Consider the following 12,535-nt stretch of genomic DNA (forward strand, 5'->3'; position numbering starts at 1 on the left):
TAATAGCTATCAACGTATATCTATCAGGCGGTAGGGCCTGATTTGTTTCAAAAAATACCAGGAAAATACCGCAGTGAGCAAAGTGCAGAAGCTGAGCGCCGTCAAAGGCATGAACGATATCCTGCCCGCCTCGGTGCCCCGCACCGAGAAGCTGCCGACATCGGCACGCTGGCAGTGGTTCGAGGCCGCAGTGCGCAAGGTGCTTGCCCGTTACGGCTACCAGTACCTGCTGACCCCCATCGTCGAACCCACGGCGCTGTTCGTGCGCGGGCTGGGCGAGGTGACGGACATCGTCGAAAAGGAGATGTACTCCTTCACCGACTCGATGAACGGCGACAAGCTCACCCTGCGCCCCGAGGCCACGGCGGGCATCGTGCGCGCCATGGTCGAGCACAACGCGCTCTACAACGGCCCGCTGCGCGTGTGGACGCAGGGCCCCATGTTCCGCCACGAGCGCCCGCAAAAAGGCCGCTACCGCCAGTTCAACCAGCTGGATGTGGAAGCGCTGGGCTTTGGCGGGCCAGATGTGGATGCAGAAATCATCCTGGTCGCCCGCGCGCTGTGGCGCGAGCTGGGTCTGGTGGAAGGCCAGCATGTGCGGCTTGAAATCAACAGCCTGGGCCAGCCTGCCGAGCGCCGTGAGCACCGCGAGGCATTGATCCGCTACTTCGAGCAGCACCAGGACCAGCTCGATGAAGAAGCCCGTCGCCGTCTGCACAGCAACCCGCTGCGCATCCTGGACAGCAAGAACCCCGCGATGCAGGCCCTGATCGAGGCGGCGCCGAAGCTCATGGACTTTCTGGGCGACGCATCGCGTGCCCACTTTGACGCCGTGCGCGCCGCGCTGGAGGCCGTGGGGCTTGAATACCGCGTGAACCCGCGCCTGGTGCGCGGCATGGACTATTACAACCTGACCGTGTTCGAGTGGGTGACCGACCAGCTCGGTTCGCAAGGCACCGTGTGTGGCGGTGGCCGCTACGACGGCCTGATCGAACAGCTGGGCGGCAAGGGCGCGCCTGCCGTGGGCTTTGGCCTGGGCATCGAGCGCCTGCTGCTGCTGGCCGATGAGCTGGACCTGCCCATGCCATCGGCTGCGGCGGATGTCTATGCCATCGTGCCGCCTGGCACGCCGCTGCCCCCCGTCATCGTTGCGCTGGAGGCTCTGCGCACTTCAGGGCTGAACGTGGTGCAGCACGCTGGTGGCGCCGAAGGGGCGGGCAGCATGAAGTCACAGTTCAAAAAGGCCGACGCCAGCGGCGCGCGCCATGCGCTCATCTTTGGCGAGGACGAACTGGCGCGCGGCCAGGTCACCGTCAAGGCCTTGCGCGACGGCAGCGGTGCACAGGCCGAGCACGCCCTGGCCGATGTGGCGCAATGGGCCGCCACCCTACAATCCGTCGCTTAATCCGAATACAGAACCGCTGATTTTTTATGGCCAATCATCTCGATCTTGAAGAACAAGAGCAGCTTGACCAGCTCAAGCATTTTTGGAATACCTGGGGCACGCTGATCAGTTCGGTGGTGCTGGTGGTGGCAGGCAGTGCGGCCGCGTGGAACGGTTACCAGTATTGGCAGAACCGCCAGGCCACCCAGGCGGCGGCGCTTTTCGATGCGGTGGATGTGGCTGCCCGATCGGGCGACAAGACGCGCCTGGAACAGGCTTTTGGCGACCTCAAGTCCAAGTACGGCAGCACCACCCAGGCGGGCCAGGCCGGGTTGACCTTTGCCAAGGCCATGCAGGATACCGGCAACGCCGATGCGGCCAAGGATGCGCTGGGCTGGGTGGCGGAACAATCGTCGGACGACGGTCTCAAGGCATTGGCCAAGTTGCGCCTGGCCAGCGTGCTGATGGACCAGAAGAACTACGACGAGGCCCTCAAGCAGGTGTCCGGCAGCTTCCCGCCTGAGTTCGCGTCGGTCGCCGCAGACCGCAAGGGCGACGTGCTGATCCTGCAGGACAAGCGCCAGGAGGCCATTGCCGAGTACACCAAGGCCTACAAGGGCTTCGAAGAAAGCGTTGAATACCGCCGCCTGGTAGAGATCAAGCTGAACGCGCTGGGTGTGTCGCCGCAGGCTGCGACCGTGGCGGCTGTCCCATCTTCCGTGCAAACCAAGTAAACACATGACATTGACTCCACATGCGGTGTCTGGCCGCTCTTCTTTCCTGCGTGGCACCGCGTTGGTGGTGTTGGTCGCGTCGCTGGCGGGCTGCTCGTTGTGGAGCGGTGGTGGCAGCGCAAAGCCTGCCCCTGCTGACCTCGGCGCAAATGTCGCCGTTCTGGGTGTCCGGCAGGCCTGGACGGCCCGCGTGGGCAACGTTGCGGGCCTGCCCCTGGATGTGCATACCCTGGGCAATGTGGTCACCGTGGCGTCCTCCGACGGAGTGGTCGCAGCCATTGATGCCCGTACCGGTGGGGATGTCTGGCGCACGGCGCTGGGCGAGCCGCTGTCGGCGGCTGTGGGCAGCGATGGCAAATCGGCTGCCGTGGTCTCGCGCAGCAACGCACTGATTGTGCTGGAGGCTGGCCGCGAGCGCTGGCGCGAAACCCTGGCTGCCCAGGTCTTTACGCCCCCCCTGGTGGCGGGCGGGCGCGTGTTTGTTTTGTCGGCAGACCGTTCGGTTTCTGCCTACGACGCCACCACGGGGCGGCGCCTGTGGGCGCAGCAGCGCCCTGGTGAGCCTCTCGTGCTGCGCCAGGCCGGCGTTCTGCTTGCCGTGGGGGACACCCTGGTGGTGGGCCTGTCGGGCCGCCTGGTGGGGCTGAACCCTGACAATGGCAGCGTGCGCTGGGAAGCGCCTTTGGCCAGTGCACGGGGCACAAATGATGTGGAGCGCCTGGTCGAGTTGGTCGGGCGCACCAGCAAGGTGGGCGACAGCGTGTGCGCGCGCTCGTTCCAGGCAGCGGTGGGCTGTGTGAACACGGCCCGGGGCTCCGTGGCCTGGACGCAGCCTGCCAGCGGCGCCGAAGGTGTGCATGGCGACGCGGATGCGCTGTTTGGTGTCGAAAGCAATGGCACCGTGGTCGCCTGGCGCCGCAGCGACGGCTCGCGCCTGTGGGGTATTGATCGGCTCAAGCACCGCAAGCTGACCGCGCCGCTGTTGCTGGGGCGCTCTGTGGTGATTGGTGACGACACCGGGTTGGTTCACTTGTTGTCCCGCACCGACGGCGCACCCCTCAACCGCATTGCCACGGACGGGTCCGGCATTGCGGCAGCACCTGCTGTGGCTGCAGACACTTTGGTGGTTGTGACCCGCAACGGCAGTATTTACGGATTCCGTCCAGATTGATCGGTTGTATTCAATGAAGCCAGTTATCGCCCTCGTGGGGCGTCCGAATGTCGGCAAATCCACGCTTTTCAACCGCCTGACCAAGTCCCGCGACGCCATCGTTGCGGACTTTGCAGGGCTCACGCGTGACCGGCATTACGGCAATGGCAAGCAGGGCAAGCACGAGTACATCGTCATCGACACGGGGGGCTTCGAGCCCGACGCTTCGAGCGGTATTTATCGCGAGATGGCCAAGCAGACCCAGCAAGCGGTGGCTGAGGCCGATGTGGTGGTGTTTGTGGTCGATGCCCGCGCGGGCCTGTCGGCGCAAGACCATGACATTGCCAACTACCTGCGCCGCCTGAGCAAACCTTGTGTGCTGGTGGCCAACAAGGCCGAAGGCATGGTGCAGGGCGTGCAGCTGGCCGAGTTCTATGAACTGGGGCTGGGCGAGGTCTATCCCGTGTCGGCAGCGCATGGACAAGGTATCCGTGGTTTGGTCGATCTGGCGCTGGCACCTCTGCAATTGCCCGATCCCGACGAGGCGGAGGCTGCTGCCGACAAGGGCGTCATCAAGCTGGCCGTGGCAGGCCGCCCCAATGTGGGCAAGTCCACGCTGATCAACACCTGGCTGGGTGAGGAGCGGCTGGTGGCATTTGACATGCCGGGGACCACCCGCGACGCGATCACGGTGCCCTTCGAGCGCAACGGCCAGCGGTTTGAGCTGGTGGACACCGCTGGCCTGCGGCGCAAGGGCAAGGTGTTCGAGGCGATCGAGAAATTCTCGGTGGTCAAAACGCTGCAGGCGATCGAATCAGCGAACGTGGTGCTGCTGCTGCTGGACGCCACGCAAGGGGTCACGGACCAGGACGCGCACATTGCGGGGTACATTCTGGAAAGTGGCCGTGCCGTGGTGCTGGCGGTGAACAAGTGGGATGCGGTGGATGATTACCAGCGCCAGCAGCTGGAGCGCTCCATCGAGACGCGATTGACGTTCCTGAAGTTCGCTTCACTGCATTTCATTTCGGCCAAGAAGCGCCAGGGCCTCGGCCCCCTCTGGACTTCCATAGCCCAGGCGCACCGGGCTGCCACCTGCAAGATGTCCACGCCGGTGCTCACGCGCCTGCTCCTGGAGGCCGTGCAGTTCCAGAGCCCGAAGCGGGCTGGCATGTTCCGCCCCAAGATGCGTTACGCGCACCAGGGGGGCATGAACCCCCCGGTGATCGTGATTCACGGGAATTCGCTGGAGCATGTGACGGATGCCTACAAGCGCTTCCTGGAAGGGCGCTTCCGCAAGGAGTTTGACCTGGTGGGCACGCCGCTCCGAATCGAGATGAAGACCTCGCACAACCCGTTTGCCGACAAGGACGAGGGTTAAAACAAAGTCGCGAACAGCGAAGGGCCATGCCTGAACCTGGCGGGGTGGGGCTCTGGCTGTGGTAAGGTGCCGGTTTACAACAACATTTTTGAACACGGAGAATATCGTGAGCAATAAAGGCCAGCTTTTGCAAGATCCCTTCCTCAACGCCCTGCGTCGGGAGCATGTGCCAGTCTCCATCTATTTGGTGAATGGCATCAAGCTGCAGGGGCAGATCGAGTCGTTTGACCAGTACGTGGTGTTGCTGCGCAACACGGTGACCCAGATGGTCTACAAACATGCGATTTCGACCATTGTCCCGGGTCGCGCAGTCAATTTTTCCACCGCAGAAACGCCTGATGCCGACAGCAGCAACCCTTGATTGGTTGCCGCTTGCTAGCCGGTTTTCGTTTTTGAGTCAGGTGGTACAAAAGGGCGGCCCGCTTTGAGTTCGGCTACGCCCCTTCAGGCAGGCACCGCTCCGGTATTGTTGGTGGGAGTGGACTTTGGTCTGCCCCACTTCGATGGTGAGCTGGAGGAGCTGGGGCTGCTGGCTCAGACCGCTGGCATGCAGCCTGTGGCCCGCATTACCTGCAAGCGCAAGGCGCCGGATGCGGCGCTGTTTGTGGGCAGCGGAAAGGCCGATGAGATTCGCACGTTGGCCCAGATGCATGGTGCGGTTGAGGTGCTGTTTGACCAGTCCTTGAGCCCTGCCCAGCAGCGCAACTTGGAACGCCACATCGAGTTGCCGGTCAACGACCGCACGCTGCTCATCCTTGAAATTTTCGCCCAGCGTGCGCGCAGCCACGAGGGAAAGCTGCAGGTCGAGCTTGCCAAGCTGCAGTATGTGAGCACCCGCCTGGTTCGTCGCTGGTCGCATCTGGAGCGCCAAACCGGCGGAATTGGCGCCCGTGGTGGCCCTGGCGAAAAGCAGATCGAGCTGGACCGCCGCATGATTGGTGACGCGATCAAGCGTACGCGCGAGCGCCTGGTCAAGGTCAAGCGCCAGCGGTCCACACAACGCAGGCAGCGCGAGCGGCGCGATACCTTCAACATTTCATTGGTCGGCTACACCAACGCAGGCAAGTCCACGCTCTTCAATGCCTTGGTCAAGGCCCGTGCCTATGCGGCTGACCAGCTGTTTGCAACACTCGACACCACAACCCGGCAGTTGTACCTGGCTGATGCGGGCAGGTCGGTCTCGTTGTCCGATACGGTGGGTTTTATCCGGGACCTCCCGCACGGGCTGGTGGATGCCTTCCAGGCCACGCTGCAAGAGGCGATTGACGCGGATTTGCTGCTGCATGTGGTGGATGCATCCAATGCCGATTTTCCTGAGCAGATGGCACAGGTTGAACGCGTTCTGCAGGAGATTGGCGCTGCCGATATTCCGCAGATCCTGGTGTTCAACAAGCTGGATGCGCTGGCTGATGAGCGGCGCCCGCCGGAGTTGCAGGACCAGTACGAGGTCGCGGGGCATCTGCTGCCCCGGCTGTTTGTGAGTGCCCGTTCGGGCGAGGGGCTTGACCATTTGCGCCACGCGCTGGCAACCAGGGTGCTGGCCACGCAGTTGGACATGACCCCAGGTGATGCCGTTGAATTGCCAGATGCCATGCCTTGATTGGGCACAATGACGGACTGATTGACCCCATCCGAGAACCAGAGACTTTGCGCATGAATTTCCAAAACCGCACCCTACGCTGGGCTTCGCTGCCAGAACGTATTCGGGGCATGTTCAATCTGAATGATCCCCGCTGGGGTCGTGGTGAGGACAAATCGGAAGAGGGGGGGCGTCCTGACGATCGGCAGGGAGGCTCACCCCAGAATGGTCCCCGTGGCGGCGACCAGCGCCCTGGCAACGGCCAGCAGCCTCCGGATCTGGATGAACTCTGGCGTGACCTGAATCGCAAGCTGGGTGGTCTGTTTGGTGGCAAGGGTGGCGGATCGCGCGGGCCGGGCAATGGCGGCGGGTCGGGGGGCGGCTTTCAGCCAGACATGAAGAGTGCCGGGGTCGGTGTCGGCCTGATTGCGGGCATTGTGTTTGTGATCTGGATGGGCACAGGCTTCTTCATCGTCCAGGAAGGCCAGCAGGCCGTCATCACCCAGTTTGGCAAGTACAAGAGCACCGTGGGTGCGGGTTTCAACTGGCGCTTGCCTTACCCCATTGAGCGCCATGAGCTGGTTTTTGTGACCCAGATCCGCTCCGCTGATGTGGGCCGCGATACCGTCATCAAGAGCACGGGCCTGCGAGAGTCGGCAATGCTCACTGAAGACGAGAACATCGTCGAAATCAAGTTCGCCGTGCAGTATCGCCTGAGTGATGCGCGGGCGTGGCTGTTTGAAAGCAAGAACCCGTCCGACGCCGTGGTCCAGGCCGCCGAAACCGCTGTGCGGGAGGTCGTGGGCAAGATGCGCATGGACACGGCCTTGGCCGAAGAGCGCGACCAGATTGCTCCCCGCGTTCGCACGCTGATGCAGACGATTCTGGACCGCTACAAAGTGGGCGTCGAGGTCGTCGGTATCAACTTGCAGCAGGGGGGGGTGCGTCCTCCAGAGCAGGTTCAGGCGTCTTTCGACGATGTCCTGAAAGCGGGCCAGGAGCGTGAGCGCGCCAAGAATGAAGCGCAGGCCTACGCCAACGATGTGGTGCCGCGTGCGGTCGGGTCCGCCTCGCGCCTGAATGAAGAGGCTGCAGCCTACAAGGCACGCATCGTGGCCCAGGCACAAGGTGATGCGCAGCGCTTCTCGTCGGTGCTGGCCGAGTACCAGAAGGCGCCCCAGGTCACGCGCGATCGCATGTACCTGGACACCATGCAGCAGATCTATGGCAGTGTGACCAAGGTTCTGGTGGAGTCTCGCCAAGGTTCTAACCTCTTGTACCTGCCGCTCGACAAGATCATGCAGAGTGTGGCGAGTGGTGGTGTGGGGGCTGTGGATGCTCCTGCAACCAGCGCGGCGCCCGCTGTGGCGCCTGCTGCACCAGCGGCCAATTTTTCCAATGATCCCCGGGCGCGTGATTCCAATCGCACCCGTGACCGTGAATCTCGCTAGGAGCCGTTCGTGAACAGAGTTGGATTTATTGCATCCACTATTTTGGTGGTGCTTGCTCTCATGAGTTCGATGCTTTTTGTGGTGGATCAGCGTCAGTTCGGGGTGCTGTATGCGCTGGGACAGATCAAGGAAGTGATCACTGAGCCGGGCCTCAATTTCAAGCTGCCGCCACCGTTTCAGAACGTGACATACATCGACAAGCGTCTCCTGACCTTGGACAGCACGGACACCGAGCCCATGCTGACAGCTGAGAAGCAACGGGTGGTGATCGACTGGTACGTGCGCTGGCGCATTTCCGAGCCTACGGAGTACATCCGCAATGTGGGGCTCGATGAAAGTGCTGGCGCCATGCAACTCAACCGGGTGGTGCGCAATGCCTTCCAGGAAGAGATCAACAAGCGCACGGTCAAGGAGCTCCTTTCCGTCAAGCGCGAAGCCTTGATGGCAGATGTGAAGCGTGAAGTGCTCGACACAGTCCGTGGTGCAAAGCCTTGGGGCGTGGATGTGGTGGATGTTCGTATCACCCGCGTGGACTATGTGGAGGCGATCACGGAATCCGTGTACCGGCGCATGGAAGCGGAACGCAAACGTGTGGCCAATGAACTGCGCTCCACCGGTGCGGCCGAGGGTGAAAAAATCCGCGCCGACGCGGACCGCCAGCGTGAGATCACCATCGCCAATGCATACCGCGATGCCCAGAAGGTGAAGGGTGAAGGTGATGCCGAGGCGGCGCGCATTTACGCAGAAGCATTTGGTCGTGACCCGCAATTCGCGCAGTTCTACCGGAGCCTGGATGCCTACAAAGCCAGCTTCAGCAAGAAAAGCGATGTCATGGTGTTGGACCCCTCTTCGTCTGATTTTTTCAAGGTCTTCCGTGGTGGTGCGCCTGCTGCATCCCAGGCGGCTCCTCGCAAGTAATGCGCGTGCGTGGTGAGTGGTGGGCGTGACCTGGGACAGCCTGTGGACCGCGTTGGCGCTGGTCCTGCTGATTGAAGGCTTGCTGCCCTTTTTCTCGCCACAAAGCTGGAAGCGCACAGTCCAGCAGATTGCCCAACTGCAAGATGGTCAGATACGTTTTTTTGCGTTTCTGGCCATCATTGCTGGCCTGTTGATGCTCTGGCTCTAACGGTTGTCATTGAGCGTCGCTAGAGATTCTTTGGGTGCCCTTGGCGGGTGCCGGTAGAATCACGGTTTTAACAGCCTCCCCTTTTCTCCATGTCTGCTTGGGTCCTTCCGGATCACATTGCCGATGTCTTGCCGTCTGAAGCGCGGCACATCGAAGAATTGCGTCGCGGGCTGCTTGATACAGCCCGTTGTTATGGCTATGAGTTGGTCATGCCGCCGCTGATGGAGCACCTTGAGTCGCTCCTGACGGGCACGGGCGAAGCGCTGGACCTCCAGACTTTCAAGCTCGTCGATCAACTCTCCGGTCGTTCCATGGGGCTGCGGGCCGATACCACGCCCCAGGTCGCCCGCATCGATGCCCACCTGCTCAATCGCAAAGGGGTAACACGCCTGTGTTACTGCGGCCCTGTGCTGCATACGCGCCCTGATCGTCCCCATGCCACCCGTGAGCCGCTGCAGTTTGGCGCCGAGATTTACGGCCACGCTGGAGTGGAGGCCGATCTGGAGGCATTGCAACTGGCGCGTGAATGTCTGCGGATCGCCGAAGTCCGTGACACCACGATTGATCTGGCCGATGTCCGCATCGTCCGCAACCTCCTTGCGGGCGTTACGGTGGGCCCGCAGTTGCTGAGTGCGATCCACGCAGCGTTGGCGGCGAAGGATGCCCAGGAGCTGGGAGCGCTGACCCGCGATTTCCCGGCCGAGTCCCGGGAAGGCCTTTTGGCCCTGCTTCAGCTCTACGGCGATTCCTCTGTGTTGGTTGAAGCCGAAAAGGCCCTCCGCCGCGTGTCTGGTGTGCTAGAGGTGCTATCAAATTTGAAGTGGCTGGCATCGCGTTTAGAAGGCGCAACGGTCACGTTCGATCTGGCGGACCTGCGTGGTTACGCTTACTACAGTGGCGCCCGCTTCGCGATCTATGCCCGTGGCGCCAGTGATGCGCTGGTTCGCGGTGGCCGCTACGACGAAGTGGGTGCTGTGTTTGGGCGCAACCGGCCTGCCGCTGGATTCAGCCTGGACATCAAGCAGGTGGTGAGTGTGGTGCCTCCCCGTGCATTGAAGGCTGCCATCCGGGCCCCCTGGGGCGAGGGTGCCGATGTGCATGCCGCGATCTCTGAGCTGCGCTCTGCAGGGGAGACGGTCGTTTGTGTTTTGCCGGGCCACGGGAGCGAAGTGGATGAGTTCCACTGCGACCGTGAACTGGTCCAGGTCGCGGGCCGCTGGGTCGTGCAGGCTGTTTGAGCAATTGTCATTTGAATTGGGTTTGAGATGAAAGCAACCAAAGGTCGCAACGTAGTGGTGGTCGGTACCCAGTGGGGTGACGAAGGCAAAGGCAAGCTGGTCGATTGGCTGACGGAAAGCGCTCAAGGTGTTGTGCGTTTTCAGGGGGGGCACAACGCAGGTCACACGCTGGTGATCAATGGTGTGAAGACCGCGCTGCATCTGATTCCGAGCGGCATCATGCGTCCCGGGGTCAAGTGCTACATCGGCAATGGCGTGGTTCTGTCGGCTGCGAAGTTGTTCGAAGAAATCGAGGGCTTGGAGAAAGCGGGTGTAGAGGTTCGCTCGCGCCTGCGTATCAGTGAAGCCTGCCCGCTGATCCTGCCATTTCACGCTGCGATCGATGTGGCCCGCGAGGCTGCGCGGGAGCAGGGTGGCACGGAGAAAATCGGCACCACGGGCCGCGGCATTGGCCCCGCCTATGAGGACAAGATTGCCCGCCGCGCCCTGCGCGTGCAGGACTTGAAGTTCCCTGAGCGTTTTGCATCCAAGCTGCGTGAGCTGCTGGACCTGCACAACCACGTGCTCACCACTTACCTGGGCTCCGCCAAGTTTGTTTTCGGCGACGCACTCAAGCCTTACCTCCAGGATGGCAAGGTGCAGTTTGACGTGGTGTATGCCGAGGCCATGCGCCATGCCGAGTTGCTCAGGCCCATGATGGCGGATGTGTCGCGCGAGTTGAATGAAGCCAACCAGGCGGGTGCCAATCTTCTGTTTGAAGGTGCGCAAGGCACACTGCTTGATGTGGACCATGGCACCTATCCCTATGTCACGTCGAGCAACTGCGTGGCGGGGAATGCGGCTGCGGGTTCTGGCGTGGGCCCCGGTATGCTGCATTACATCCTTGGCATCACCAAGGCTTACTGCACACGTGTGGGTGGCGGTCCTTTCCCGACGGAGCTGGATTGGGAAGTCCCCGGAACCCCGGGTTATCACATGAGCACGGTGGGCGCTGAAAAAGGTGTGACCACGGGCCGTAGCCGCCGTTGCGGCTGGTTCGATGCTGCGCTGTTGAAGCGCAGTGCGCAGGTCAATGGCCTCTCGGGTCTGTGTATCACCAAGCTGGATGTGCTTGATGGATTGACCGAGTTGTTGTTGTGTACCGGCTACGAGCTGGATGGCGAGCGCATCGACTTGCTGCCCATGGGCGCAGATGACATTGCCCGTTGCACGCCCATCTATGAAGCGCTGCCAGGCTGGAGCGAGTCCACTGTGGGGGTGACCGACTACGCAAAGCTGCCAGAAAGCGCGCGTCGTTATCTGGAGCGTATCGAACAAGTCACGGGTGTTCCCATCGCCATGATCTCGACCAGCCCTGATCGGGACCATACGATCATGATGCGTCACCCTTATGTTGCAGGCTAACCTTCGGGGTTGCCTTGTCGCTGTTGTCTTAGCCGCCACCACCTGTTCAGGAGCCATTCCATGTTGACCGAAGACGGAAAACACCTTTACGTCAGTTATGACGAGTACCACAGTCTCATCGAGAAGCTGGCGCTCAAGGTGCATCAGTCCGGGTGGGCGTTTGATACCATTCTGTGCTTGGCCCGTGGCGGTCTGCGTCCCGGCGATATCCTGAGCCGCATTTTTGATAAGCCGCTGGCCATCATGTCCACCAGCTCCTATCGGGCCGAGGCTGGTACCGTGCAGGGGCACCTCGACATTGCGCGCTTCATCACAACCCCCAAGGGTGAGATTGCGGGCAAGGTGCTGCTGGTGGATGACTTGGCGGATTCTGGGCACACGCTGCATGCGGTCATTGACATGCTAAAGACCAACTACGCACCGATCACGGAGCTGCGCAGTGCAGTGATCTGGACCAAAGGCCTGTCAACGTTCACTCCAGACTACTCCGTCGAGTTCCTGCCGACGAACCCCTGGATCCATCAGCCGTTTGAAGGCTATGACAGCCTGGGCCCAGAAAAGCTGCTGGAGAAGTGGCGGGTTTGATAGGTCGCCAAGAATTTTCAGAATTCTTGGTAATGCCCCCTCAACCCGTGCTATAGTCGAGGGCTTCGCTTCTGAAGTACTTGTTCCGGATGATCTGATCGTCTGGTGCTGTGTTTGGTGGCTGGTAGCGATGCCCTTCGGGGTTGTGCTGCTGGTTGTTGGAGGGGTTGAAGAAAAGTTTTGTTTTGTTGTCTGGGTGGTTAAAAACTCGGTATAGAATACAAGGCTTCGCTGAGTAAGGCGGGTTGTTGGCAGATGCTGATGACGTCGAGAGAAAAGCAAAAAGTTTGACAGTTCTTAAAAAACTGTGCTAGAATTCAAGGCTCAGCTGATCGCAGCTAGGTCGGGAWAGCGAAGAAAGATTTAGGTCTTTGTGAGTGATCCGGTTCATTAAAAACATACAGCCGATAAGCGTGGGCGTTTGATGGCGAGTGCCAAGTTCTTTGGAACTAGTGCTTAGCACTACAAACGCTCATGAGAGAGAAGTGAAGTTCACTTCAATTCTT

The 12,535-nt window shown here is 61.1% G+C and carries 12 protein-coding genes; all 12 read left to right on the forward strand.

Annotated elements, in window-relative coordinates:
- The first annotated feature begins 109 nt into the window (after positions 1-109).
- The 12 genes from hisS (at position 110) to A1D30_RS23985 (ending at position 12,029) form a co-directional block, all read left to right on the forward strand.
- A complete protein-coding gene (hisS, locus tag A1D30_RS23930) occupies positions 110-1,405 on the forward strand; it encodes a histidine--tRNA ligase (protein WP_063463245.1) in 1,296 nt (431 codons plus the stop codon).
- 26 nt (positions 1,406-1,431) lie between these two features.
- On the forward strand, positions 1,432-2,118 hold the full coding sequence (locus tag A1D30_RS23935) for a tetratricopeptide repeat protein (protein ID WP_063463235.1): 687 nt from the start codon (positions 1,432-1,434) through the stop codon (positions 2,116-2,118).
- Between the two features lie 4 nt (positions 2,119-2,122).
- Positions 2,123-3,289 (forward strand): outer membrane protein assembly factor BamB, encoded by a 1,167-nt coding sequence (gene bamB, locus A1D30_RS23940; protein ID WP_063463236.1) that lies wholly within the window; start codon positions 2,123-2,125, stop codon positions 3,287-3,289.
- A gap of 13 nt (positions 3,290-3,302) precedes the next feature.
- Positions 3,303-4,646: a ribosome biogenesis GTPase Der gene (gene der / locus A1D30_RS23945; RefSeq protein ID WP_063463237.1), complete on the forward strand. Its 1,344-nt coding sequence runs from the start codon at positions 3,303-3,305 to the stop codon at positions 4,644-4,646.
- A 106-nt stretch (positions 4,647-4,752) separates the two neighbouring features.
- Positions 4,753-5,007, forward strand: a complete 255-nt coding sequence (hfq, locus tag A1D30_RS23950) for an RNA chaperone Hfq (RefSeq protein ID WP_063463238.1) — start codon at positions 4,753-4,755, stop codon at positions 5,005-5,007.
- 63 nt (positions 5,008-5,070) lie between these two features.
- A complete protein-coding gene (hflX, locus tag A1D30_RS23955; protein WP_082836606.1) occupies positions 5,071-6,246 on the forward strand; it encodes a GTPase HflX in 1,176 nt (391 codons plus the stop codon).
- Between the two features lie 53 nt (positions 6,247-6,299).
- Entirely contained in the window at positions 6,300-7,676 is a 1,377-nt protein-coding gene (gene hflK / locus A1D30_RS23960) for an FtsH protease activity modulator HflK (protein ID WP_063463239.1), read from the forward strand.
- A gap of 9 nt (positions 7,677-7,685) precedes the next feature.
- The gene (gene hflC, locus A1D30_RS23965) at positions 7,686-8,594 is read left to right on the forward strand and encodes a protease modulator HflC (RefSeq protein ID WP_063463240.1); all 909 of its coding nucleotides are present in this window, start codon (positions 7,686-7,688) and stop codon (positions 8,592-8,594) included.
- A 25-nt stretch (positions 8,595-8,619) separates the two neighbouring features.
- Positions 8,620-8,802, forward strand: a complete 183-nt coding sequence (locus A1D30_RS23970) for a DUF2065 domain-containing protein (protein ID WP_063463247.1) — start codon at positions 8,620-8,622, stop codon at positions 8,800-8,802.
- An 89-nt stretch (positions 8,803-8,891) separates the two neighbouring features.
- Entirely contained in the window at positions 8,892-10,040 is a 1,149-nt protein-coding gene (locus A1D30_RS23975; protein ID WP_063463241.1) for an ATP phosphoribosyltransferase regulatory subunit, read from the forward strand.
- 27 nt (positions 10,041-10,067) lie between these two features.
- The gene (locus A1D30_RS23980) at positions 10,068-11,444 is read left to right on the forward strand and encodes an adenylosuccinate synthase (RefSeq protein WP_063463242.1); all 1,377 of its coding nucleotides are present in this window, start codon (positions 10,068-10,070) and stop codon (positions 11,442-11,444) included.
- A gap of 60 nt (positions 11,445-11,504) precedes the next feature.
- A complete protein-coding gene (locus A1D30_RS23985; RefSeq protein WP_063463243.1) occupies positions 11,505-12,029 on the forward strand; it encodes a phosphoribosyltransferase in 525 nt (174 codons plus the stop codon).
- Positions 12,030-12,535 lie beyond the last annotated feature (506 nt).

It is taken from the genome of Acidovorax sp. GW101-3H11 (assembly GCF_001633105.1).
GTDB lineage: Bacteria > Pseudomonadota > Gammaproteobacteria > Burkholderiales > Burkholderiaceae_C > Acidovorax.